General features: G+C 72.6%; 21 protein-coding genes. 17 read left to right on the forward strand and 4 right to left on the reverse strand.

Annotated elements, in window-relative coordinates; all coding sequences use genetic code 11:
- Nucleotides 1–137 precede the first annotated feature (137 nt).
- Both sucC and sucD read left to right on the forward strand, forming a co-directional pair.
- Complete coding sequence (gene sucC, locus ACZ7DY_RS06670) at nt 138–1316, forward strand: ADP-forming succinate--CoA ligase subunit beta (RefSeq protein ID WP_471130906.1); 1179 nt, start codon at nt 138–140, stop codon at nt 1314–1316.
- A 21-nt stretch (nt 1317–1337) separates the two neighbouring features.
- On the forward strand, nt 1338–2222 hold the full coding sequence (gene sucD / locus ACZ7DY_RS06675; RefSeq protein ID WP_205036191.1) for a succinate--CoA ligase subunit alpha: 885 nt from the start codon (nt 1338–1340) through the stop codon (nt 2220–2222).
- Nucleotides 2223–2306: 84 nt separating this feature from the next.
- On the opposite strand, the gene ACZ7DY_RS06680 is transcribed toward sucD, so the two are convergent.
- The gene (locus tag ACZ7DY_RS06680) at nt 2307–3689 is read right to left on the reverse strand and encodes a helix-turn-helix domain-containing protein (protein WP_471130909.1); all 1383 of its coding nucleotides are present in this window, start codon (nt 3687–3689) and stop codon (nt 2307–2309) included.
- 152 nt (nt 3690–3841) lie between these two features.
- Here ACZ7DY_RS06680 and ACZ7DY_RS06685 point away from each other — a divergent pair, with 152 nt between their 5' ends.
- On the forward strand, nt 3842–5719 hold the full coding sequence (locus ACZ7DY_RS06685) for a cell division protein PerM (RefSeq protein ID WP_471130912.1): 1878 nt from the start codon (nt 3842–3844) through the stop codon (nt 5717–5719).
- Between the two features lie 78 nt (nt 5720–5797).
- Here ACZ7DY_RS06685 and ACZ7DY_RS06690 read toward each other — a convergent pair whose 3' ends face one another.
- Nucleotides 5798–6670 carry a hypothetical protein gene (locus ACZ7DY_RS06690; RefSeq protein WP_471130915.1) on the reverse strand — a complete coding sequence of 291 codons (873 nt, stop codon included), beginning with the start codon at nt 6668–6670 and terminating at the stop codon, nt 5798–5800.
- 401 nt (nt 6671–7071) lie between these two features.
- Here ACZ7DY_RS06690 and purN point away from each other — a divergent pair, with 401 nt between their 5' ends.
- Nucleotides 7072–7629, forward strand: coding sequence for a phosphoribosylglycinamide formyltransferase (gene purN / locus ACZ7DY_RS06695; protein ID WP_471132349.1), 558 nt, complete (start codon nt 7072–7074; stop codon nt 7627–7629).
- An 11-nt stretch (nt 7630–7640) separates the two neighbouring features.
- Nucleotides 7641–9212, forward strand: a complete 1572-nt coding sequence (purH, locus tag ACZ7DY_RS06700) for a bifunctional phosphoribosylaminoimidazolecarboxamide formyltransferase/IMP cyclohydrolase (RefSeq protein ID WP_471132351.1) — start codon at nt 7641–7643, stop codon at nt 9210–9212.
- A gap of 85 nt (nt 9213–9297) precedes the next feature.
- On the opposite strand, the gene ACZ7DY_RS06705 is transcribed toward purH, so the two are convergent.
- A complete protein-coding gene (locus ACZ7DY_RS06705) occupies nt 9298–9924 on the reverse strand; it encodes a hypothetical protein (RefSeq protein WP_471130917.1) in 627 nt (208 codons plus the stop codon).
- Nucleotides 9925–10179: 255 nt separating this feature from the next.
- Between ACZ7DY_RS06705 and ACZ7DY_RS06710 the strand changes: the two genes are divergently transcribed.
- The 4 genes from ACZ7DY_RS06710 to ACZ7DY_RS06725 all read left to right on the forward strand — a co-directional run bounded on the left by ACZ7DY_RS06710 (nt 10180) and on the right by ACZ7DY_RS06725 (nt 13842).
- Nucleotides 10180–11034 (forward strand): bifunctional methylenetetrahydrofolate dehydrogenase/methenyltetrahydrofolate cyclohydrolase, encoded by an 855-nt coding sequence (locus ACZ7DY_RS06710; protein ID WP_471130919.1) that lies wholly within the window; start codon nt 10180–10182, stop codon nt 11032–11034.
- Nucleotides 11035–11206: 172 nt separating this feature from the next.
- Entirely contained in the window at nt 11207–11644 is a 438-nt protein-coding gene (locus ACZ7DY_RS06715; protein ID WP_471132354.1) for a DUF3017 domain-containing protein, read from the forward strand.
- 296 nt (nt 11645–11940) lie between these two features.
- On the forward strand, nt 11941–13131 hold the full coding sequence (locus tag ACZ7DY_RS06720; RefSeq protein ID WP_471130922.1) for a sensor histidine kinase: 1191 nt from the start codon (nt 11941–11943) through the stop codon (nt 13129–13131).
- Between the two features lie 12 nt (nt 13132–13143).
- Nucleotides 13144–13842, forward strand: coding sequence for a response regulator (locus ACZ7DY_RS06725; RefSeq protein ID WP_471130925.1), 699 nt, complete (start codon nt 13144–13146; stop codon nt 13840–13842).
- Between the two features lie 58 nt (nt 13843–13900).
- Here the strand turns inward: ACZ7DY_RS06725 and ACZ7DY_RS06730 are convergent, their stop codons facing one another.
- A complete protein-coding gene (locus tag ACZ7DY_RS06730) occupies nt 13901–14245 on the reverse strand; it encodes a hypothetical protein (RefSeq protein ID WP_471130927.1) in 345 nt (114 codons plus the stop codon).
- Between the two features lie 639 nt (nt 14246–14884).
- Here ACZ7DY_RS06730 and ACZ7DY_RS06735 point away from each other — a divergent pair.
- The 8 genes from ACZ7DY_RS06735 to ACZ7DY_RS06770 all read left to right on the forward strand — a co-directional run bounded on the left by ACZ7DY_RS06735 (nt 14885) and on the right by ACZ7DY_RS06770 (nt 23104).
- Entirely contained in the window at nt 14885–16063 is a 1179-nt protein-coding gene (locus ACZ7DY_RS06735) for a helix-turn-helix domain-containing protein (RefSeq protein WP_471130929.1), read from the forward strand.
- 437 nt (nt 16064–16500) lie between these two features.
- Nucleotides 16501–17490 carry a malate dehydrogenase gene (locus ACZ7DY_RS06740; RefSeq protein ID WP_471130930.1) on the forward strand — a complete coding sequence of 330 codons (990 nt, stop codon included), beginning with the start codon at nt 16501–16503 and terminating at the stop codon, nt 17488–17490.
- Nucleotides 17491–17656: 166 nt separating this feature from the next.
- The gene (locus ACZ7DY_RS06745; RefSeq protein WP_471130933.1) at nt 17657–19357 is read left to right on the forward strand and encodes a hypothetical protein; all 1701 of its coding nucleotides are present in this window, start codon (nt 17657–17659) and stop codon (nt 19355–19357) included.
- Nucleotides 19344–19715, forward strand: a complete 372-nt coding sequence (locus tag ACZ7DY_RS06750; RefSeq protein ID WP_471130935.1) for a hypothetical protein — start codon at nt 19344–19346, stop codon at nt 19713–19715. Before ACZ7DY_RS06745 ends, ACZ7DY_RS06750 begins: the two co-directional genes overlap by 14 nt.
- A 2-nt stretch (nt 19716–19717) precedes the next feature.
- Entirely contained in the window at nt 19718–20584 is an 867-nt protein-coding gene (locus ACZ7DY_RS06755; protein ID WP_471130938.1) for a hypothetical protein, read from the forward strand.
- Nucleotides 20585–20642: 58 nt separating this feature from the next.
- Nucleotides 20643–20888 (forward strand): helix-turn-helix transcriptional regulator, encoded by a 246-nt coding sequence (locus ACZ7DY_RS06760; protein WP_471130941.1) that lies wholly within the window; start codon nt 20643–20645, stop codon nt 20886–20888.
- On the forward strand, nt 20888–21424 hold the full coding sequence (locus tag ACZ7DY_RS06765; protein WP_471130944.1) for a hypothetical protein: 537 nt from the start codon (nt 20888–20890) through the stop codon (nt 21422–21424). Before ACZ7DY_RS06760 ends, ACZ7DY_RS06765 begins: the two co-directional genes overlap by 1 nt.
- Before the next feature lie 150 nt (nt 21425–21574).
- Entirely contained in the window at nt 21575–23104 is a 1530-nt protein-coding gene (locus tag ACZ7DY_RS06770) for an aldehyde dehydrogenase family protein (protein ID WP_471130945.1), read from the forward strand.
- Nucleotides 23105–23184: the final 80 nt, after the last annotated feature.

A 23184-nucleotide genomic window follows, 5' to 3' on the forward strand; every position in this document is an offset into this window, starting at 1 on the left:
CATGCCGCGTACCGGACTCCGTCCTACGCCTCCCTTGTGACAGCGCAGTCACGTTGCCCTCCGCGGCACGCCCACGCAGACAGCTGACACCAAAGCAGCGAGATCGCAGCGAGATCACGGAAAAGGGACGGACGCGCGTGGACCTGTTCGAGTACCAGGCGAGGGACCTCTTCGCCAAGCACGGTGTACCGGTGCTGGCCGGTGAAGTCATCGACACGCCTGAGGCGGCGCGCGAGGCCACCGAGCGACTGGGCGGCAAGTCGGTCGTCAAGGCACAGGTGAAGGTCGGTGGCCGCGGCAAGGCCGGCGGCGTGAAGCTGGCGGCGAACCCGGACGAGGCCGTCGCTCGTGCGACGGACATCCTCGGCATGGACATCAAGGGCCACACGGTCCACAAGGTGATGATCGCCGAGCTGTCTCCGGAAATCGAGGCGGAGTACTACGTCTCGTACCTCCTCGACCGCACCAACCGCACCTTCCTGGCCATGGCCTCGGTGCAGGGCGGCATGGACATCGAGGAGGTCGCGGAGAAGACTCCCGAGGCCCTCGCGAAGGTCCCGGTCAACGCCGTCGAGGGCGTGACCATCGAGAAGGCCCGCGAGATCGTGGCCCAGGCGAAGTTCCCGGCCGAGGTGGCCGAGGGTGTCGCCGAGGCGATGGTGACCCTGTGGGAGACCTTCGTCGCCGAGGACGCGCTCCTCGTCGAGGTCAACCCCCTCGTCAAGACCAAGGACGGCCGCATCCTGGCCCTGGACGGCAAGGTCTCGCTCGACGAGAACGCCGACTTCCGCCAGCCCGACCACGAGGCCCTCGAGGACAAGGACGCAGCCAACCCGCTCGAGGCTGCCGCCAAGGCCAAGAACCTCAACTACGTCAAGCTCGACGGCGAGGTCGGCATCATCGGAAACGGTGCCGGTCTGGTCATGTCGACCCTGGACGTCGTCGCGTACGCCGGTGAGAACCACGGCGGCGTGAAGCCCGCCAACTTCCTCGACATCGGTGGCGGCGCCTCCGCCGAGGTCATGGCGAACGGCCTGGAGATCATCCTCGGCGACTCGGACGTCAAGTCCGTCTTCGTCAACGTCTTCGGTGGCATCACCGCGTGCGACGAGGTCGCCAACGGCATCGTGCAGGCCCTGGAGCTGCTCGCCTCCAAGGGCGAGAAGGTCGAGAAGCCGCTGGTCGTGCGCCTCGACGGCAACAACGCGGAGCTGGGTCGCAAGATCCTGAGCGACGCCAACCACCCGCTCGTGCAGCGTGTGGACACCATGGACGGCGCGGCCGACAAGGCCGCCGAGCTCGCGGCCGCGAAGTAAGGGACGAGGGACAGAACAGCCATGGCTATCTTCCTCAACAAGGACAGCAAGGTCATCGTCCAGGGCATGACCGGTGCCACGGGCATGAAGCACACCAAGCTCATGCTGGGTGACGGCACCAACATCGTCGGCGGCGTGAACCCGCGCAAGGCCGGCACGTCCGTCGACTTCGACGGCACGGAGGTCCCGGTCTTCGGCACGGTCAAGGAGGCCATGGAGAAGACGGGCGCCAACGTCTCCGTCCTCTTCGTGCCGCCGGCCTTCTCCAAGGCCGCCGTCGTCGAGGCGATCGACGCCGAGATCCCCCTCGCCGTCGTCATCACCGAGGGCATCGCCGTCCACGACTCCGCCGCCTTCTGGGCGTACGCGAAGTCGAAGGGCAACAAGACCCGCATCATCGGCCCGAACTGCCCCGGTCTCATCACCCCGGGCCAGTCGAACGCCGGCATCATCCCGGGCGACATCACGAAGCCGGGCCGCATCGGCCTGGTCTCGAAGTCCGGCACGCTGACGTACCAGATGATGTACGAGCTCCGTGACATCGGCTTCTCGTCGGCCGTCGGCATCGGTGGCGACCCGGTCATCGGCACGACGCACATCGACGCCCTGGAGGCGTTCGAGGCCGACCCCGACACCGACCTGATCGTGATGATCGGTGAGATCGGTGGCGACGCCGAGGAGCGCGCCGCGGACTACATCAAGGCCCACGTGACGAAGCCGGTCGTCGGCTACGTCGCCGGCTTCACGGCGCCCGAGGGCAAGACCATGGGCCACGCCGGCGCCATCGTCTCCGGCTCCTCCGGCACCGCGCAGGCGAAGAAGGAGGCCCTGGAGGCCGCGGGCGTCAAGGTCGGCAAGACGCCGACCGAGACGGCGAAGCTGGCGCGGGCGATCCTCGCCGGCTGACGCAGCCACAGCACTCCGTACGAGCGGGCCCGCACCTCGACCGAGGTGCGGGCCCGCTCGTACGTGAAGTAGAGAGCCCGTGGGCTAAAGGGCCCGGGGGGTCAGCCGGTACGGGCCGTTCGTCAGCTCCGCCCGCAGCTTGTCGCGCAGTTGCTGGTCGGCCGCGGTGAACGGGCCCGGGCCCATCCGCGGCGGCACCCCGCTGATGGCGGTCCCCGGCGCCAGCGGGGGCTCGTAGTGCGTGGGCGCGTTCCGCAGGGTCAGCGCCGTCGCGCCGACGATCAGGGTCGTGAACGCGATGGCCGCGTGCGTCCAGAACCGGGCCCGGTACTCGCTGCCCGTGCGCACCCGTTCGGCGTCGGGAAGCCGCAGCCTCTCACCCTTGCCGAGCTCGCCGAGACGCCGGTGCAGGGCATCGGGGTCGGCCAGGTCGGGCAGCCGCTCGGCGACGGCCTCGCGAGCGCGCAGCAGCCGGTTGGCGGTGGCGGGCGTGCTCGCCTCCGTCTCGGCCGCGGTGTCGGGCAGGTCGAGGCCGAGGCCGTCGTAGAGCATCAGCGTGCGCCGCTGCGCGGGCGGCAGGCTCAGGAGTACGGCGAGGAAGGCACGGTCGTCCTGCGCCGCGGGCGGGGTCTCCGGGTGGCGCCGGGGGCGGAAGCGGTGCCAGGGGGAGATCGCGTACTCATACGCGGCCGCGCGCACCCAGCCCGCCGGGTCCCGGTCGACGGCCACCTCCGGCCACCGCTGCCAGGCCAGCTGAAAGGCGCGCTCCACCGACTCCTGGGCGAGGTGCCGCCGCCCGGTGAGCAGATACGTCTGGCGTACGAGGCCGGGGCCGCACTGGGCGCAGAGGGCGTCGAACGCCTGGGCGGGGGTGAGGTCCCGGGGCCCGGCCGGCTCGGGCACGGTGGACCGGCGCACGGCGGACGGTCGCGATCCCGTACCCATTCCCGTACCCGTGCCCGCGTGACCGGCCGTCACCTGGCCCACCCCCACCTGGCCCACCCCCACCTGGCCCACCCCCACGTGGCCCGTCACCGCCGGGGACGCGGCCGCCACCGACGTCGGGGTCCTGGGCTTGGCGGCGCGCTTGGCGGCGGGCTCCGGTCTCGATCTCGACCTGCCGCCTTCCCCGGACCTCGCCCAGCCGGGCTCCCGGGTCCGTTCACGCGCGGGAGATCCCGCCCCTCGTGCGGCGGACCGGCCCGCTCCGGCGGCGCGCGAGGCACCCGCGGTCTTCTGCGGCGTCTCCTCCTCGGCCCGCTCGCCCTCGGTGGCCGGGTTGAGGAGCTTCGCGTACGCCTCGCGTCTTCGGCCGCGCGGATCGGTCCGGCCCGTCTCCCAGGCGCGGATCGTCTCGCGTGTGACGCCGATCTTCGCCGCGATGTCGGCCTGGCTCAGCGACTTCGCCTCGCGCAGCCTGCGGCGTTCCTTGGGGGACGGCAGAGGCGTGGCAGGGCTCTGGGGCATGTCGGGATCTCCGCACCGTGGGCCGGCGTACGGCGGGCGGCCGGGCACAGCCGTTCCCGCAGTACGAATAAGTACATAAACGTATATTGAGCGACACATCCGGTATTCGCCTGTTACGGGAAGAAAGCGCGTGTCGTTGGCAGCATGGCCGCGTGACCCACACGACCGATCCCCACGCCTCGTCGCCGCCCGTGGAGCAGCTGCGCGAACAGGTCCGCGATCGCTCGCCCGGCCTGGCCACCTGCATGGCGGGCGGCGCCATCGCCGCGGGCCTCGGCCTCGGCTCGTTCGCCGTCCTGGTGATCGGTCTCTGGATCAGTTCGCCGTACCCGGACAGCGGCCCCGCGGGCGCGCTGCACGTCGCGGCGGGCCTGTGGCTGCTGGCCCACGGCACCGAGCTGATCAGGACGGACACGCTCTCCGGGGTGCCCGCGCCGATCGGCGTGACCCCGTTGCTGCTGGTCGCCCTGCCCGGCTGGCTGGTGCACCGGGCGGCACGGGACGCGGCGGCCCCCGAGGGCCGCGCCCACGCGGCACGCACGGCGTGGGGCGGGGTGGTGACCGGATACCTGCTGGTCGGCGCGGCCGCCGCGCTGTACGCGAGCGGGGGCGAGCTGCGGCCCGACTGGCTCGGCGTCGCCGTGCACGTCCCGGTCCTCACGGCACTCGCGGCCGGGGCCGGGGTGTGGACGGCGCTCGGCCGCCCGCACGGACCGCTGCCCGCGCCCCCGCGAGGCGCGTCGGGCGGACCGACCGGGTGGGCGCGGTGGGCCGCGCTGGCCGCGCCGCCCCCGCCGTCCGCCCCGACCGACCCGGCCGAGGGGGCACGGACCGCCTTCGTGCGACGCCTCGCCGCGCGTCTGCTCGCCGCGTGCGACTTCGTCGTACGGGGCTTCTTCGCACCCGGCTTCTTCGTGCGCGGCTTCCTCCTGCGGCGCCGGGCGGTCGCCGTCGTCCGGGCCGGCGCGGCGGGCGCGGCGGTGCTCGTCGGCGGCGGAGCGCTGCTCGTCGCGGTCTCGCTCGTCCTGCACAACGGGCCGGTGCAGGCGTCGTTCGCGCAGCTCACGGACGTGTGGTCGGGGCGGCTCGCGGTCCTGCTGCTCGCCCTCGCGCTGGTGCCCAACGCGGCCGTGTGGGGCGCGTCCTACGGGCTCGGCCCCGGCTTCGTCCTCGGCTCGGGAACGGTCGCCACCCCCCTCGCCGCCGGTGCCGCGCCGCTGCTGCCGCCCTTCCCGCTCCTCGCGGCCCTGCCCTCGGCCGGTCCCGGCTCCCCGCTGAGCTGGTCGGCGGCGGCCGTGCCGGTGGCGGCGGGACTCGTCGTGGCCTGGTGCACGGTCCAGGCGGCGGCGCCCGCCTTCGGGGAGCGGGACGAGGCGTGGCCGGCGGGGCGCACGGCCTCGGGCGCCGCGCTGGCCGCCGTGGTGTGCGGGGCGCTGATGGCGGGGTTCGCGGCGCTCGCGGGTGGGTCGATGGGGGTCGCGGTTCTCGCCGAATTCGGGCCGGTCTGGTGGCAGACGGGGGCGGCGGCGCTGGGCTGGACCGCGGTGACCGGGGTGCCGGTGGCGCTGGTCCTGCGGGCGTGGCGGCTGCGGAGGCCGTCGGGCGGCGGGCGGTGGAGGTGGCTGCCCCGGTTCGCGCTGCCGTCACTGCGGGTGCCGCGCCCCCGGCTGCCGCTCCCTCGCACGCCACGGGCGGAGACCACGCGCGTCCGGCTCCCGTGGCCCGGCCGACGGCGGCCCGCACCGGACGCCGACGGCCCCGGGGACGCGCCGGCCCAGACGACGACGGAACCGACGGAACCGATGGAACCGATGGAACCGACGGTGTCGAAGGATCCGACGGAAGTAAGCGCGGCCACGGAGACGACACCCACGACAACCCCGCCGCCCACACCCGTGACCGAAGAACCCGGGCGAGCCGCGCAGCTCCCCGCCCGCGCCCTCCCCTGGTACGAGGACGCCCGGGAAGCGCGCCGTCAGGCGCTCAGGGATGCGGTGGAAGCTCCTCGGGACCGGCCCGAGACTCCCTGAGGCCCCTGACGCACACGGCGAGCCCAGGCCCTAGCCCTAGCCCTAGCCCTAGCCCTAGCCCGGGCCCGGGCTAGGGCGTCAGTCCTGCTCGCCCAGGAGCGGCCGCAGCTGCTTAGGCAGGAGGTCCTCGCAGGACTGCTTCGACACGTTGGTGAGCGCGTCGTCCACGCACGTGTAGTAGTCGCGGTAGACCAGCTGCGCCGTGAACGTCGCCGCCACCATGGCCAGCGCGAGGCCGCCCGTCACCAGACCGCTGATCGCGGCCGTCGTCTGCGGTCGGGTGCTCGGCGCGTCGGTCCTGGCCGGCACGGCAGGGGCACCGGGCGCCGTCGGCGTCTGCGCGGGCGTGGGCGTCGGCGTCGCGGAGCCCGGCCCGCCGGCCTGGGCGACCGTCGGAGCCGGCGCCGTCGGGTCCGGTGTGCGCGGCTTCGCGCGCAGCGACTGGATGGCCCACATCAGCGCGAGCGCGCCGAGCAGCAGCGCGAGGTACCGCCAGCCGAAGAGCGCGAAGAAGAAGCCCCACATGCCGGAGAGCAGGGCGTAGCGCGCGCGGCGCTGGGCCGGGTCCGTCGGGTCCCAGCGCATGCCGCCGCCCGGTCCGCCGGGCCCGCCCGAGCCCGCGGGGCCTTCCTTGTCGGGGCCGTTCTGCCGGCCGGGCCGCTCGCCGAAGCCGCCGGGGGAGCGGCCCGGCTGGCGGTCGCTCCACTGGCTGCCCCACGGGGAACCGTGGCCCTGTCCCTGTCCCTGGCCCTCGCCGCCGGCGGAACCGTCCTGCCCGGAGTCGCCCGAGGGACGGCGCGGCTGCCACGGCTGGTCCGGGGTCCCCTCCGGCGGCGGCGCGAAGGGGTTGTCGTCGTCCTTGCCCGTTCCCCGGGAGTCCGTGGCCCGGGACTTCGGTCCCTGGGAGTCGGAGTCCTGCGGTGGAGACGAAGGGCGGCTACGGTCCGGCATCAGGTGTGCGTCTTCCCCTTGGTAGGGCCGTGGTGGAGCCGGTGTGCGGCTCGGCAACGCGGCGTTCGTCGGTATTCAGGCGCCTTTCCCACAGACGCTACCCTCCGCCCGCCCGTCTCCCACCACCACCCTTCCGGGGAATCTGCCGCACGACGCGGCGGTGGCGGGCATCGTCGGCTCCACCCCCGTCCCGTGAGGGGCGGTTCCGGGTGCCGGTATCGTTGCTGGCGGTCGGCCGCTTCGTAGGGTTCCCCGTATCGCGGGGCACGAAGCCTTCGTACGACCGTACAAAGACGCACCTTCCGAGAAAGGGCCCCGCTGTGGCCGAGAGCGCTGTGGTCGCGCGTCCCAGGCGACTCGTCGTGCTGGTCTCCGGGTCGGGGACGAACCTGCAGGCCCTGATGGACACCGTCCGGGCCGAGGGCGCCTGGGCCTACGGGGCCGAGATCGTCGCGGTCGGCGCCGACCGCGACGGCATCGCGGGCCTCGAGCGCGCCGAGCGCGCGGGGATCCCGACCTTTGTCTGCCGGGTGAAGGATCACGCGACCCGCGACGAGTGGGACGCCGCCCTCGCCGCGGCGACCGCCGCGCACGAGCCCGACCTGGTGGTCTCGGCCGGTTTCATGAAGATCGTGGGGAAGGAGTTCCTCGCGCGCTTCGGCGGGCGGTTCGTGAACACCCACCCCGCGCTGCTGCCCAGTTTTCCGGGGGCCCACGGTGCGCGCGACGCGCTCGCGTACGGCGTGAAGGTCACCGGCTGCACCGTCCACTTCGTCGACGACGGCGTCGACACCGGCCCCATCATCGCCCAGGGCGTGGTGGAGGTCCGGGACGAGGACGACGAGAGCGCTCTGCACGAGCGCATCAAGGAAGTCGAGCGCACGCTGCTCGTCGAGGTCGTGGGGCGCCTGGCGCGGCACGGCTACCGCATTGAGGGACGAAAGGTTCTTATCCCGTGACCGCCGAAGCCATGAACGCCGCCGACGCGAACGCCGCGCGGCGCCCCGTCAAGCGCGCGCTCGTCAGCGTCTACGACAAGACCGGCCTTGAGGAGCTCGCGCGCGGGCTGCACGAGGCGGGCGTCGAGCTAGTCTCCACCGGCTCCACGGCCGCGAGGATCGCCGCCGCCGGGGTGCCCGTCACCAAGGTCGAGGAGCTCACCGGCTTCCCCGAGTGCCTGGACGGCCGCGTCAAGACGCTGCACCCGCGCGTGCACGCGGGCATCCTCGCCGACCTGCGCCTGGAGGACCACCGCAACCAGCTCGCCGAGCTGGGCGTGGAGCCCTTCCAGCTCGTCGTCGTGAACCTGTACCCCTTCAAGGAGACCGTCGCCTCGGGCGCCACGCCCGACGAGTGCGTCGAGCAGATCGACATCGGCGGCCCCTCGATGGTCCGCGCGGCCGCCAAGAACCACCCCTCGGTCGCGGTCGTCACCGACCCGAGCCGCTACGCGGACGTGCTCGCGGCTGTCAAGGCCGGCGGCTTCGACCTGACCGCGCGCAAGCGCCTCGCGGGAGAAGCGTTCCGGCACACGGCCGCGTACGACGTGGCGGTGGCGGGCTGGTTCGCGGACGGGTACGCCGCGGCCGACGAGTCCGGTTTCCCCGAGTTCCTCGGCGCCACGTACGAGCGCAAGAACGTGCTCCGCTACGGCGAGAACCCGCACCAGGGCGCGGCCCTCTACGTCGACGGCAAGGGCGGCCTCGCCGAGGCCGAGCAGCTGCACGGCAAGGAGATGTCGTACAACAACTTCACGGACACGGACGCCGCGCGCCGTGCCGCGTACGACCACGACGAGCCCTGCGTCGCGATCATCAAGCACGCCAACCCGTGCGGCATCGCGATCGGCGCGAACGTCGCGGAGGCGCACCGCAAGGCGCACGCCTGCGACCCGCTCTCCGCGTTCGGCGGCGTCATCGCGGTCAACCGCCCGGTGTCCAGGGAGATGGCGGAGCAGGTCGCCGACATCTTCACCGAGGTCATCGTCGCGCCCGAGTACGAGGACGGCGCGCTGGAGGTCCTCACCAAGAAGAAGAACATCCGCGTCCTGCGCGCCCACCGGGCGCCGGCCAACGCCGTCGAGGTCAAGCCGATCGACGGCGGGGCGCTCCTCCAGGTCACCGACCGCCTCCAGGCCGACGGCGACGACCCCGCCAACTGGACGCTCGCCACGGGCGACGCGCTCAACGAGGGCGAGCTCGCGGAGCTGGTGTTCGCGTGGAAGGCGTCCCGCGCGGTGAAGTCCAACGCGATCCTGCTCGCCAAGGACGGCGCGTCGGTCGGCGTCGGCATGGGCCAGGTCAACCGCGTCGACTCCGCGAAGCTCGCCGTCGAGCGGGCCGGCGAGGAGCGGGCGCGCGGCTCCTACGCCGCCTCCGACGCGTTCTTCCCCTTCCCCGACGGCCTGGAGATCCTCACCGCCGCGGGCGTCAAGGCCGTGGTGCAGCCCGGCGGTTCGGTCCGCGACGAGCTGGTGGTCGAGGCCGCGAAGAAGGCGGGCGTGACGATGTACTTCACGGGGACGCGGCACTTCTTCCACTGAGCCGCACCTGACCTGACGCAACGACGAGGGCCGCACCCTCCCCGCCGGGAGTGGTGCGGCCCTCGTGTGCGTACGGACAACTCGCTCAGTAGCGCGGGCGGTTGAACCACGCGGTGCCGCTGGGGACGACGGGCGCCAGGGTGATGATGACGGCGAAGACGACCCAGATCAGCGGGCCGATGATCGCGGTGGCGAGGCCCGTGTCCAGGCCGACGAAGAGGTAGATCAGACCGACGACGCCGCCGAGTGCCCCGTACACCACCGTGGTGATGCGCACGCCCTGGCCGCCGCGGCTGAACTTCACGCCGAGCGTGATCGACAGGGCGGCGAACGCCGCGACGACGAGGGCGAGGATGACGAACACGCCGGTCGCCGCGTCGCCGAAGTCACCCGCGTCGTTGAACCCGAACTCGTCGGCGCTGTCGGAGACGTCGTTGGCGACCGCCGCGCCGTAGAGGAAGCCGATCGTGGCCAGGATCTGCACCGCGGAGATCAGGAACAGGAAGACGCGTGCGGTGACCAGGAGGCCCGGCATCGACTGCTGCATCATGTTGCCGCCCGGGTAACCGGGGTAGGCCGGCTGCTGCGGGTAGCCGTAGGGGGCCTGCGGCGGGACGCCGGGCGGGCCCTGCTGGGGATAGCCGTACCCGGGAGCGGCCGGGGGCTGCTGGGGCGGCTGCCCGTATGGGTTGTTCGGGTCGCCGTAACTCATGGCGGTCTTCCTCCGTCGGGTGGTGCGGGGACGACGCGGCACATCACGGAGGAAGGTGTTACAGATGCGGTCCGTCCCCCCGACACTGCCCGCGGCACTGTGCCGCATATCGTTCTTTAGGCATGGCTTATTTGTCCAGCCGCATTCGGTATGTGTTGTGCAAGTGCAACCTCGCTGATCAGCGGGGAGGCCCTTGGGGCGACAGGGGGGCGCCCTGATTGGTACCGGGCGGGTCTCATCCGGGAAGATGGAGCCATGACCGCCCAGATTCTCGATGGCAAGGCCACCGCAGCCGCGATCAAGTCCGAACTGACCGCCCGCGTGGCGGCCCTGAAGGAGAAGGGCGTCACGCCCGGACTCGGTACCGTCCTGGTCGGCGACGACCCGGGCAGCCAGAAGTACGTCGCCGGCAAGCACCGCGACTGCGCCCAGGTCGGCATCGCCTCCATCCAGCGCGAACTGCCCGCCACGGCCTCCCAGGAGGAGATCGAGGCGGTCGTCCGCGAGCTCAACGACGACCCCGCCTGCACCGGTTACATCGTCCAGCTCCCGCTGCCCAAGGGCATCGACGAGAACCGCGTCCTGGAACTCATGGACCCGGACAAGGACGCCGACGGCCTGCACCCGATGAACCTCGGCCGCCTCGTCCTGAACGAGCCGGCGCCGCTGCCCTGCACCCCGTACGGGATCATCCGGCTGCTCCGGCAGCACGACGTGGAGATCAAGGGCGCCGAGGTCGTCGTCGTCGGCCGCGGCGTGACCATCGGCCGGCCCATGCCGCTCCTTCTCACCCGCAAGTCCGAGAACGCCACGGTCACCCAGTGCCACACCGGCACCCGTGACCTCGCCGCCCACCTCCGGCGCGCCGACATCATCGTGGCCGCGGCGGGCGTCCCGCACCTGATCAAGCCCGAGGACGTGAAGCCGGGCGCCGCGGTCCTGGACGTCGGCGTCTCGCGCGACGAGAACGGCAGGATCGTCGGCGATGTCCACCCGGGCGTCGCCGAGGTCGCCGGCTGGATCTCGCCGAACCCGGGCGGTGTCGGCCCGATGACCCGCGCCCAGCTCCTGGTGAACGTCGTCGAGGCCGCGGAACGCTCCGCGCGCTGACCGGGAAAGACGGATGAGGGGCGAGGCCATGAGCGCAGAACCTGACACGGACGGCACCACACCCGGAGTCTCCGGGGACGGGACGGCCGGGGCCGGGGACGGCTCCGGGGACAGCTCCCGGGCGCAGGGCGCTTCCCGCGCGGAGGGCGTCTCCGGGGACGCGGACGGGGACATGCCCCGGGCCAAGGGCACGGTCAGCGCGCCCGGACCGGACGGCCGGCCGCGGAAGGTGTCCCGCCGCTTCCCGCTGTTCACGCGTGACACGGCGCGGCCGGAGGGCGGCGGCCGGGCCGCGGCGGGCGACGCCCCCGCGCCGGCCCGCCAGTGGCCGCTGCTCGCGGTCGTCTCCACGGTCGGGCTCGGGCTGCTGCTCACCGCGTTCGACGTCTTCCGGCTCGGCACGATACTGGTCGGCGTCGCCCTCATCGGGGGCGCCGTGCTGCGCTGGGCGCTGCCGGACGTCGGCATGCTCGCGGTGCGCTCGCGGTTCACCGACATGGTCACGTACGGGGTGCTCGGCGTCGCCATCGTGCTGCTGGCGATGATGGCGCAGCCGGACCCGGTGCTGGAGATCCCGTTCCTCGACGACACCCTGCACTACACGATCTAGCCCGCGTCGCACGACCGCGAAACGGTGGCCCGTCCTCCCCCGAGGGGACGGGCCACCGTCGTACGGACCGGGCGCCCCCCGTTCGATTCCCCCGACGGCCGCGGTCCGGGCGGCGACCGGTCTTCGGCCGGTGCCGCGGTACTCACCCGAAGGTACGGGCCGCCGCCCGGCCGCGTCGTCCCGTCCTGGGTTGAACCGCGCGTGCTCCCCGTGCGGTAGCCGGCCGGTTCCTACAACTTCCGCTGTACCGCCGCCGGTTGACGTTCCCCCGCCCATCTGCGGGTTACGCTGCGGCGATGCGGATCCGCCCCCTCGCCGTCGACGCGCTCATCGCGGTCGCGCTGACCACGGTGGCCGTGCTGCTCGGGCAGGAGTCCGTCAAGCAGGGCTGGACCGGACTCGGCGCCCCGGGTTACGCGCTGGTCGCCCTGGTCAGCCTCCCGGTCGCGGCCCGGAGCAAGGCGCCGCTGACGGTACTGCTCGTCGTACATCTGGCGTGGTTCGTGTACGTCACCGCGGGCTACTGGCCCGTCGTCGGCACCTTCGGCCCCATGCTGTCCGTCTACACGGTCGCCTGTCTGCGGCCCCCGTGCGTCTCCCTGCCCTGCACCGCCCTGATGGCAGGCCTGTGGATCTACGCGGGCGCGATCAGCGAGGGGTCCTCGATGCCGTCGGTCGTCGGGCAGGCCGTCGGCTTCTCGCTGGTGCTCTGGCGGTTCGGGTCCGTCGCCCGCCGGTCGGCGGAACTGGCCCGGGAGTTGAAGCGGGAGCAGGACGAACGGGCCCGCCGCGAGGTCGCCGAGGAGCGGGGCCGGATCGCACGCGAGCTGCACGACGTGGTCGCCCACCACATGTCGGTGATCTCCGTGCAGGCGGGCCTCGCCACCTTCGTCTTCGGCTCCGACCCGGCGACGGCCCGCGCCGCGCTCGGCACCATCTCGGGGACCAGCGGCGAGGCGCTCGAAGAGCTGCGCCGCATGCTGCGGGTGCTGCGCGCCGAGGACGGCGGGCCCGACGCGCGCGGGGGGCCCGGCGAGGAGGGCGAGGAGGGTCCCGCGGCACCGATGCCGGGTCTCTCCAGGCTGGACGAGATGGTCCAGCGGGTGCGGGCCGGGGGCACCCCCGTCGAACTGCGCGTCACGGGGACACCGCGGCCGCTGGCGCCGGGCGTGGAACTCTGCGCGTACCGCGTGGTGCAGGAGGCGCTCACCAACGTACTGAAACACGCCCGCGGAGCCGCGGCGACCGTCGAACTCGCCTACCGCAGACGGCACATAGAGGTCTCGGTCATCAATGACGGGCAGGGGGTGAATTCGGACAGAGTACGGACGGGGAGCGGGCACGGCTTGATTGGGATGCGGGAGCGGGCCAAGCTCTACGGCGGGGCGATCAGCATCGGCCCGCTGAGCGAGGGGGGATTCGCCGTGCGTCTCACCCTGCCGACCTCGGCGCGGGCCGCGGCGCGGGGGGACGACGCTACGGAATGACCGGGTGACCGCATGAGCGCATGCATCAGGGTGCTCGTCGTCGACGACCAATTCCTCATCCGTGCGGGGTTGGTGGGTCTGCTGCGCGCCGCGCCGGGCGTCGAGGTCGTGGGCGAGGCGGGCGACGGCGACGAGGCCGTGGAACTCGCCGCGCGGACCCGCCCCGACGTCATCCTGATGGACATCCGGATGCCGGGCATGAACGGCATCACGGCCACCGCCAAGATCCTTGCCCAGGCCGCCGACCCGGCGCCGCGCATCCTGGTGCTGACCACGTTCGACCTCGACGAGTACGTGTACGGGGCGCTGCGGGCCGGGGCCTCCGGCTTCCTGCTCAAGGACTCGGGGCCCGAGCGGCTGCTCGCCGCGGTGGCGGCGGTCGGCGGCGGGGACGCGCTCTTCGCCCCCAGCGTGACGCGGCGCCTCGTCGAGGCGTTCTCCCGGCAGGGGGCGGATCCCGGCGGCGAGGAGTACGAACCCCCGCCGGATCTCGGGGTGCTGACGCTGCGCGAGGTCGAGGTGCTGAAGCTGATCGCGCGCGGGCTGACCAACGCGGACATCGCGGAGCGGCTCTACATCAGCGAGGCCACCGTCAAGACACATCTGAACCGCACGATGAGCAAACTCGACCTGGACAGCCGGGCGCAGGCGGTGGTCGTGGCGTACGAGACGGGGCTGGTCACGCCGGGGGTGCCGGGGCCGGAGGGCTGAGCCGCGGCCTGTCCTCTCCCCCGGGGACAGGACGGGCCGCGGGGGCGCGCGGGGAGGGTCAGCAGGTGACGACCTTGCCGTAGGAGCCGCGGCCCCAGGTCCACTCCCACTGCTCGTTGTTCTGGTACGTGAGGCACGGCGAGTCGTTGCCCCAGTCGATGACGACCTTCAGGTGCATCGCGTGACCGCAGTGGTTGGTCACCTTCACGTACTTGCGGTGCTTGATGACGTCCCGCGTGACGCAGGCCGGGGCGGTGCCCCGGAACGCCGCCGCGTGGGCGGCGGGAGAGGCGTGGGCGGCGGCCGCGGGGGCCGCCGAGACCGTGGGGGCCGTCGCCAGGCCGGTGCCGATGAGGGCGGATGCGGCGATGACGCCGCCGGCGAACCGCTTGCCGTACTTCATGCGCGGGTCCCTTCGGGAGGTTCGTGCGTTGCCGCACCGACTCTGCCGAGGGCGCCGGCCGGGATGCCGCAAGGCGGGGCCGAAGTCGCCCTTTCGGGGACGTTCGGGTCTTCGGGAGGGGGAGCGGTGCCCGCCCTCACCCCCGTGAGAGGGCGGGCACCGCCGTTCGGTGAGGTGCGATTCCTGCTGGAACCTCCCGAAATAAGCGGCGCGTTCCGCTCGTGATCCAGAGTCATGGACCCGCCAACCCGGTTCAAGGGATGCCCGGTCCCTGTGGCACGGAGGTGACCATTCCGCAACGGTGTTCGAGGCGTGCAACGACCTTGTGGCGAGCGGTGCCGGGGGGCCGGGGGAGGGCAGGGGCGTTTCGGGCCTAACGGATCTATCGGACCGGTACTTGGGGTTCCGCATCGGCGGGCGGCGTAGCGGTGGGAGACTGTGCCCCCGACCGCCGGGAGCGCGGTGGCGCCCGCCCGTGGCCCGAATGCTCCCGTGCGCCCCCGTTCCGGGAACTGGCATCCTGGCTCGGCGCATCCATCTGGGTAGTCCAGAACGGGAGCGGAGCAGGGTCGGCGCAAGGATCGGCATGAGGTCGGCGCGGGGGCAGGACAAGCACGTACGGGGGGAATAGGGGGAGCAATGCCTCGTTGGAAGCCGCTACCGGATGAGCTCGATCCGCAGGTCAGGGAGTTCGCGGGCCAGCTGCGCAGACTCGTCGACCGCAGCGGGCTGAGCATTGCGGCCGTGTCGGACAGGACCGGCTACAGCAAGACGTCGTGGGAGCGCTATCTGAACGGGCGGCTGCTCGCCCCGAAGGGAGCCATCGTCGCTCTCGCGGAGGTCACGGAGACGCCGCCCGTGCACCTCATCACGATGTGGGAGCTGGCGGAGCGGGCGTGGAGCCGCTCCGAGATGCGGCACGACATGACCATGCAGGCGATACGCATCTCGCAGGCGCGGGCGGCCCTCGGGGAACTGGGCACGGAAGCGGGGCCGGCCCACGGAAACGGTGGCCGGGCCGCGCGCAACGGCTCCGGTGGTGCCGGGGGGCCCGCCACGGGGGTGGCCGGGCCGGCCGGCGTCTCGCCCACGGTGCCGCCGCAGGGGGCGGGGGCCCATGGCTCGTACGGCTCGTATGACTCGTACGGCGCGGGCGGTGTTTCCGGTGCGGGTGGTGCCGGTGGTGCCGGTGGTGCCGGTGGTGCCGGTGGTGCGGCCGGGGCGCCCAGCGCGTCCAGCTCCTCCAGTCCGTACGGAGATGTCGCCTCGCCCGCGTTCGGCGCGCCCGACAGTGGCGGGGGACCGGGCGACGGGCGGCGCCGGCGCACGAAACTGACCGTGCTCCTCGCGGGTGTGGTCGGTGTGCTCGTCGTGGTCGCGGCCGCGGTCTATCTGATCGGCTTCGGCGGCGACGACAAGGGCAAGAACGACGCGAAGCCATCCGCCACGCCGACCACGAGTGACGCGAAGCTGCCGGCCGGCGTCGAGTGCACCGGCGCGGACTGTGCGGGCAAGGACCCCGAGAAGATGGGCTGCGGCGGCGAGTCGGCGAAGACCGCGTCGCGCGCCACGATCGGCAAGACCGTGGTCGAGGTGCGGTACAGCAAGGCGTGCGGGGCCGCGTGGGCGCGGATCACACAGGCGACGCCGGGGGACGAGCTGACGATCACGGGGTCGGGGAGCGGGGCCGGGGCCAAGCAGAGCGGCACGGTGAACGAGGACTTCGACGCGTATACGCCGATGGTCGAGGCGAAGTCGGGGACGGCGGCGAAGGCGTGCGCGACGCTGAAGTCGGGGCGGACGGGCTGCACCGCGTAGTCCTCGGGCGGGGCTGTCGGATTGTGGGGGAACGGCGGCTTGGAGGGGGCAGGTAAGTGCTCCGGGGCACCGGGGAGTTGGGGGACGTTCAGAAAAGTGGGGGGAAGTGTGCATGAGACGGGTCTTGGGGGGCAGGCGGACCGTACCCCCACGGGAGTGGTCACACCCCCACGGCGGCCGCCACACTCCTCCCCCCCCCGGAGGTGGCGGCCGCCCCCCTCATCGCGTACGCCACGCTGTGGGCCGGGCCACACCGACCCGGGGGTCCGGGCCGCCCGGGGCGCGATAGCCTGACGGCGGATCTCTCTTGATGCCAAGAGATCGATCATCGAGAGGCGATCGAGGACTCGGCGAGGCGTCGGCGGGGATCCAGGAACCAGGGGATCCACGTATGAAGGACAGGGACCCCCACCGCCAGCTGTCTTACGGAGATCGCCATGACCCGCACTCCCGTGAATGTCACCGTCACCGGCGCCGCCGGCCAGATCGGCTACGCCCTGCTCTTCCGCATCGCCTCGGGCCACCTGCTCGGCGCGGACGTGCCGGTCAACCTGCGCCTTCTCGAGATCACGCCGGCCCTGAAGGCCGCCGAGGGCACCGCCATGGAGCTCGACGACTGTGCGTTCCCGCTGCTGAACTCGATCGAGATCAGCGACGACCCGAACGTCGCCTTCGACGGCGCCAACGTCGCCCTCCTCGTCGGCGCCCGCCCCCGCACCAAGGGCATGGAGCGCGGTGACCTCCTGGAGGCCAACGGCGGCATCTTCAAGCCGCAGGGCAAGGCCATCAACGACCACGCCGCGGACGACATCAAGGTGCTCGTGGTCGGCAACCCGGCCAACACCAACGCGCTCATCGCGCAGGCCGCCGCCCCGGACGTACCGGCCGAGCGCTTCACCGCGATGACCCGCCTCGACCACAACCGCGCGCTGTCGCAGCTGGCGAAGAAGACCGGCTCGTCGGTCTCCGACATCAAGCGGCTCACCATCTGGGGCAACCACTCGGCCACCCAGTACCCGGACATCTTCCACGCGGAGATCGCCGGCAAGAACGCCGCCGACGTCGTCAGCGACCAGGCCTGGCTCGCCGACGAGTTCATCCCGACCGTCGCCAAGCGCGGCGCCGCGATCATCGAGGCCCGTGGCGCCTCGTCGGCCGCCTCCGCCGCCAACGCCGCCATCGACCACGTCCACACCTGGGTCAACGGCACCGCCGCGGGCGACTGGACCTCCATGGGCATCCCCTCGGACGGTTCGTACGGCGTGCCGGAGGGCCTCATCTCGTCCTTCCCCGTCACCACGAAGGACGGCAAGTACGAGATCGTCCAGGGGCTGGAGATCAACGAGTTCTCGCGCGCCCGCATCGACGCGTCGGTGCAGGAGCTCACCGAGGAGCGCGAGGCCGTCCGCGGTCTCGGCCTCATCTGAGCCCCGGCAGTACGCCTTCCACCGCCCCCGGCGGCCGCTCCTCGCAGCGGCCGCCGGGGGCGGTCTTATTGGCGTACGACACGGAGGAGCACCTTCCCCTACGCTGAAACCACTGCCGCTTCCGGCTCGCCTACGAGCCCAGGCAGCCAGCGCACCGGGGGCACTCGTGACGCATACCCCAGCACCGCGGTGGACCGGCTCGCCCACCGGCCCCGGCGGCGACCCGAGTGCGAGCGAGGCGACCCGGCTCCTGTGCGCGGGCTCCTACGTCGACGTCGGCTTCCGGGAGGCGGTGATCGACGAGCTCTACGTCCATGAGGAGCGCATCGCCGCCCCCTCGCTCGGCATCGACGCCACCCGTGTGCTCGCCCACGCGCTGCGCGCCCGGCGCGTCGAGTCCGGCTGGGCGCTCGTCATCCTGCTGCTGTGGGCCGCGGCCCTGCCACTCACCGGAGGCCTTGTCCTCTTCTATCTGCCGCCCTTCGCGATGCTCGTCCTCGCAGGGTGGATCCGGAGGATCGCGAGACGCTCGTCCCTGCTCTGGCGCGTCGTGGTGTGGCAGCTGCGCTGGGGTGGGCGAGGGACCCTCGCCTGCGTGCTCATGCTGCTCCTCGGCCTCGCCACCGGGGGCGGCGTCGATCTTCTCGGCATCGGCATCATCACCGGCGGAGGAAACCCGGCCCCGGCATGGTTCGCCCTCACCCTGCCTCTCCTGATGGCCTGGGTGGTGGCCGCACAGGGCGGCCAGTTCGCCAAGGCGCTGACCGGTGAGCTGTCCAGGGCCCGGTTCCCCGATCTCGCCGCCGATCCGGCCGAGCAGGCGGAGGGCGAGCGCTTCCACCGGCTGCGCCGCCGCATCCACGTCGAGCAGCGGGCGCGCCTGCTCATGTACCGCGCGGCAGCCCCCTTCTGCGGGGCGGGCACGCCGTACGCGCCGTGGTCCCTGTCGGTGGAGCTGCGGCCGCGTGAGGGCGTCCGGCCCGAGCCGCTGGACAACACGGTGATCCTGGGCCACATCGTGCCGCTGCTCGAAGCGTTGCGCGTGCCGTCCCCGCACGGCGCGCCCTATCGTGCCCTCGCCGTGCGCGACCGGCTGCGTGAGCTGGAGATCGACGAGGTCGTGTTCCTGCCGGTGGAGGGGCTGCCGCGCAGGTCGCAAGCGCCTTACGCGCCCGAGGCGTTCGAGGAACACCGGTTCCGTTCGGTCGAGGAGGGCGGCGAGACCCGGCGGCACTTCCTGCGGGTCAGGGTCGGCGGCTGGGACGAGGAGATCGTCACGACGGTGTTCGTCCGGGCCCACACCCAGGGCGGGATGCTGATGCTGGAGATCGCCCCTCATGTGCTGCGCCCGGTGCGGCAGCTGTACCAGGACGCCGATCGGGTCGCCCACCAGTACCGGCACAACAATCGCTTCGGCAAGTCCGTCTGGGCGCTCGGCCATGTGCCGGCCTCGGCCGGGCGCGCCGTGGTGACGATGTGGCGGGCGGCAGGGGTGCTGTGGCGGATCGCCTCCGGCGGCCACGCGAAGGCTCTCGCCGATGGCCCGTGGGCGTCCGTTCGGGAGCTCGGCTCGGACGACCGGGCCTCGCTCTTCCAGGAGATGGACGTCAGCCGCTACCTCAAGTCCATCCAGGACCGGGTGGCGGGCGGGGTGCGGCGGGCACTGTACGAAGCGGGCTGGCAGACCGAGGAGTTCGAGCAGAAGGTCGTCAACGTCGCCGCCGGCGCGACGTACATCAACGAAACGCATTTCGGGACGGTGGGCGCCGTGGCCATCGGCAATCGGAACATCGTCACCAGCAACACCGGTGGTGCGACCGCCACGACGGCGGCGCACCGGAGTGGGGGAGACCATGGGACCACCTGAGGGACGCGGCGCGGACATCCATATCGGCAGTGTGGAGGGCGCCGTCGCGATCGGTGACGGCAACGAGGTGACGTACCACGCGGCCGGGGGACATGGACGTGACCGGGCCCAGGAGGAACTGCTGTCCGCCGTACGGAGGTTGCGCGAGGACCTGAGGCGTGCGGCCGTCGACGGCCGGACCACCGCCCTCGACACCGAACTGGCCGCCGCCGAGACCGAGATCGCGGCGACGGGCGGCGCCGGCCCCGGCAGGCTCGCCCGGCTCCGGACCGCCCTGGCGGACGCGGGTGCCGGGATCGGGGTCCTGGCCTCGGGCGCGGCGGTCGCCGAGTCGGTCCGCGCGCTGCTGGGCGGCTGACCATGAACGGGCGCGGTGACCCCGTGCACTGGGACGCCGCGACCCAGCGCTGGGAGCCGGGCGCGGGCCCCTCCGCTGAGCCGGTGCCGCTGCGGAATCCTGACGGGCCGGGGCCCCCGGAGCCCCAGGGGGACCGCTTCCGCGGCTACGGCCCGCCGAGCGGCCGTCCGCGTCGCAGACAGCTCGCGCTCGTCGTGGTGGGCGCCCTGGTGGCCGGTGGCCTTGTCGGCGGCTGGCTGGCGTGGGGCCGGGACGACGGAGGGAACGGCCGCGCGGACGGCGGCCCCGCGGCGAGCGCCTCCGTGTCGACGCCCGGGCCCGGAGACCGGACGAGCGCCTCCGTCCCGACGCCCGAGCCCGGCGGCCGGACGAGCGCCTCCGTCCCGACGCCCGAGCCCGGCGGCCGGGCGAGTCCGGTGCCGGAGGGCTACGAGATGCGGAAGGACCCCAAGGGCTTCGCGACCGCCGTGCCGCGCGGCTGGGTGCGCCGTACCAAGGGAGTGCAGGTCTACTACGACTCGCCGGACGGGCGCTCGTGGTTGCAGGTCTCCACGCCCTCAGGCCTGGAGATCACTCCGTACGAGGCTCTGCGCCGCACGTCCGAGGCGCTCAAGGAGGGCGACGACGCCCTCCCCGGCTACCGGCAGGACGAACTGGTCGAATTCAACGACATCACGTCCATGCTGACCTTCACGTACGACAGTCCGGCTGACGGCGAGCGTCGGAGAGCGTGGGACTGGGCGTTCATGACCGAGAACGCCGGCCCTCAGTACGCCCTCCTCGTCGGTGGTCCCGCCGACGAGTGGCCGTTGCAGCGGAGCAGGGCAAAGGTCGCCCTGGACTCCTTCCTGCCCAGGCCCGGCCGGTGACTCCCCCTGGTCCTGGCGGCTCTTGCTGACGTACTCATGAATGTAGTACTCCTTATACATGAGCGAGCAAGTGCACAACAGGCTGGCGGTGGTGCGCGCCGAGCGGAAGGTGTCGCGGCAGAGCCTCGCCGAGGCGGTGGGGGTCCACTACCAGACCATCGGCTACATCGAGCGGGGGCAGTACAACCCGAGCCTCGACCTGGCCCTGAAGATCGCGAGGTTCTTCGGGCTGCCGGTCGAGGCCCTGTTCTCCCTCGAACCGTTTCGCCCGCTCACGGATCAGGTCTACGGGAGGAACCAGTGATGAGGACCGACGAACGGCACGCCATGACCGGCTACGACCGGCGCATGTACGCGCTCATGAACCGGCGCGAGGCCGCCTCGCTCCACGCCACCGCGGCGCGGCGGCGGGCCGTGGTCCTCGCCCACATAATCCTGACCGCGGCCGGCATCGTGTGCTGGCTCTGCTCCGTGCTCGCCGACGAGCGCTGGGCGGTCCTCGCGCTCCTGGGGATCCTGCTCCCGTGGTGCCTGGCGACCGGCATCATCAACGGCGCCACCCGCGGCCTCCTCGAACTGCGCGCCCGCGCCCTCGACGAGCGCCAGCGCGCCGAGAAGGACCGCGTGGCCGCCCGTGCCCACCGCGCGATGTTTTGGCTCCTGCTCGCCGTGACCGCGGGCGTCGGCGTCGCCGGGCTGAGCGGGGTCACGGTCGAGGGGCTGGTCTTTCCCGTGCTGTTCGGCGTCTTCGTCGCGCACTGGCTCATGCCGCTGTGGACGGCGGGGCTGATGGCCCGGGACGAGCCCGCGGACGACGATCCGGTCGGTCACACGGGGTGACCCTGCCCCTTCTGGGCGGCGTTTGCGCGTACTTTTTGTCCTGAGTGTCCATACCCGCAGTGAGACAGCGCACTTTCGGCCATGTGTTGTGCATGCTTTTCCTGCCGAAGGGCAGGTGCACCCGGCTGCCGCGAGTGACAGGCGGGGCATATGACAGGAACGGAAGGCAAACGGGACGTGTCCGCACAACAGACCATCCATGTGGGCGGAGAGTGGCGCGCCGCCACCTCCGGCGCCACCCGCGAGATCCTCGACCCGGCGGATGCCAAGCCGTTCGCCGTGATCGCCGAGGGCGGAGCGGACGACGCGGACGCCGCCATCGCCGCCGCCCGCAAGGCCTTCGACGAGGGCCCCTGGCCGAGTACGCCCGTCGCCGAGCGCGCCGCGCTGCTGCGCCGCGTCGCCGACCTGCTGGTGCGCGACCGCGAGGAGATCGGGCTCCTGGAGAGCCGCGACGCGGGCAAGACCCTCGAAGAGGGCCGCGTCGACGTCGACTGCGTCGCCGACGCCTTCCGTTACTTCGCCGACCTGGTCATCGGGGAGGGCGGCGGCCGGGTGGTCGACGCCGGCTCCGACGACATCCACAGCGTCGTCGTGCACGAGCCCATCGGCGTCTGCTCGATGATCACGCCCTGGAACTACCCGCTGCTCCAGGCCAGCTGGAAGATCGCCCCGGCGCTCGCGGCCGGCAACACCTTCGTCATCAAGCCCAGCGAGATCACGCCGCTGACGACCGTCGCGCTCATCGAGCTGCTCGTCGAGGCGGGGCTCCCCGCCGGTGTCGCCAACATCGTCACCGGCCCCGGCCACACCGTCGGCGCCCGCCTCGCCGACCACCCCGACGTCGACCTGGTCTCCTTCACCGGCGGCCTCGTCTCCGGCACCAAGGTCGCCCAGGCCGCCGCGCTCGGCGTGAAGAAGGTCGCCCTGGAGCTCGGCGGCAAGAACCCCAACGTCGTCTTCGCCGACGCCTGCGCCACCGAGGAAGGCTTCGACACCGCCGTCGACCAGGCGCTCAACGCCGCCTTCATCCACAGCGGGCAGGTCTGCTCCGCCGGCGGCCGCCTCATCATCGAGGAGTCCGTCCGCGAGCGCTTCGTCGCCGAACTCACCCGCAGGGCCCAGCTGATCAGGCTCGGCCGCGGCACCGAGGACGGCGTCGAGTGCGGCCCGCTCGTCTCGCAGCAGCAGCGCGAGAAGACCGAGATGTACGTCGCCTCCGCCCTGGAGGAGGGCGCGGTGCTCCGCTGCGGCGGCAAGCGCCCCGAGCCGAACGACGTGCGCCCCGCCGAGGGCTACTTCTACGAGCCGACCGTGCTCGACCAGTGCCACCGCGAGATGCGGGTCGTACGGGAAGAGGTCTTCGGACCGGTCCTGACCGTCGAGACCTTCCGCACCGAGGACGAGGCCGTGGCCCTCGCCAACGACACCGAGTACGGTCTCGCGGGTGCCGTGTGGACCAGCGACCCGGGCCGCGCCCGCCGGATGGCCCGGCGCATGCGCCACGGCACCATCTGGATCAACGACTTCCACCCCTACCTGCCGCAGGCGGAGTGGGGCGGCTTCGGCAAGAGCGGCGTCGGGCGCGAGCTCGGCCCCGCCGGCCTCGCCGAGTACCGCGAGTCCAAGCACATCTACCAGAACCTGGCACCCCAGCCGGTCCGCTGGTTCGCGGGCTGACACCCGGCAGGCACACAGAGGTACGCGCGGGGCGGGAGGTCCGCCCCGCGCGCAACATGTTCAAGCGCCCCCGCTCATTA

Source organism: Streptomyces sp. NPDC037013, from assembly GCF_055607265.1.

Coding starts and splice junctions, on each gene's coding strand:
- sucD (WP_205036191.1), top strand. CDS start 1,338: ATGGCTATCTTCCTCAACAAGGACAGCAAGGTCATCGTCCAGGGCATG.
- ACZ7DY_RS06680 (WP_471130909.1), bottom strand. CDS start 3,689: ATGCCCCAGAGCCCTGCCACGCCTCTGCCGTCCCCCAAGGAACGCCGC.
- ACZ7DY_RS06690 (WP_471130915.1), bottom strand. CDS start 6,670: ATGCCGGACCGTAGCCGCCCTTCGTCTCCACCGCAGGACTCCGACTCC.
- purN (WP_471132349.1), top strand. CDS start 7,072: ATGGACACCGTCCGGGCCGAGGGCGCCTGGGCCTACGGGGCCGAGATC.
- purH (WP_471132351.1), top strand. CDS start 7,641: ATGAACGCCGCCGACGCGAACGCCGCGCGGCGCCCCGTCAAGCGCGCG.
- ACZ7DY_RS06705 (WP_471130917.1), bottom strand. CDS start 9,924: ATGAGTTACGGCGACCCGAACAACCCATACGGGCAGCCGCCCCAGCAG.
- ACZ7DY_RS06710 (WP_471130919.1), top strand. CDS start 10,180: ATGACCGCCCAGATTCTCGATGGCAAGGCCACCGCAGCCGCGATCAAG.
- ACZ7DY_RS06715 (WP_471132354.1), top strand. CDS start 11,207: ATGCCCCGGGCCAAGGGCACGGTCAGCGCGCCCGGACCGGACGGCCGG.
- ACZ7DY_RS06720 (WP_471130922.1), top strand. CDS start 11,941: ATGCGGATCCGCCCCCTCGCCGTCGACGCGCTCATCGCGGTCGCGCTG.
- ACZ7DY_RS06725 (WP_471130925.1), top strand. CDS start 13,144: ATGAGCGCATGCATCAGGGTGCTCGTCGTCGACGACCAATTCCTCATC.
- ACZ7DY_RS06730 (WP_471130927.1), bottom strand. CDS start 14,245: ATGAAGTACGGCAAGCGGTTCGCCGGCGGCGTCATCGCCGCATCCGCC.
- ACZ7DY_RS06735 (WP_471130929.1), top strand. CDS start 14,885: ATGCCTCGTTGGAAGCCGCTACCGGATGAGCTCGATCCGCAGGTCAGG.
- ACZ7DY_RS06740 (WP_471130930.1), top strand. CDS start 16,501: ATGACCCGCACTCCCGTGAATGTCACCGTCACCGGCGCCGCCGGCCAG.
- ACZ7DY_RS06750 (WP_471130935.1), top strand. CDS start 19,344: ATGGGACCACCTGAGGGACGCGGCGCGGACATCCATATCGGCAGTGTG.
- ACZ7DY_RS06755 (WP_471130938.1), top strand. CDS start 19,718: ATGAACGGGCGCGGTGACCCCGTGCACTGGGACGCCGCGACCCAGCGC.
- ACZ7DY_RS06760 (WP_471130941.1), top strand. CDS start 20,643: ATGAGCGAGCAAGTGCACAACAGGCTGGCGGTGGTGCGCGCCGAGCGG.
- ACZ7DY_RS06765 (WP_471130944.1), top strand. CDS start 20,888: ATGAGGACCGACGAACGGCACGCCATGACCGGCTACGACCGGCGCATG.
- ACZ7DY_RS06770 (WP_471130945.1), top strand. CDS start 21,575: ATGACAGGAACGGAAGGCAAACGGGACGTGTCCGCACAACAGACCATC.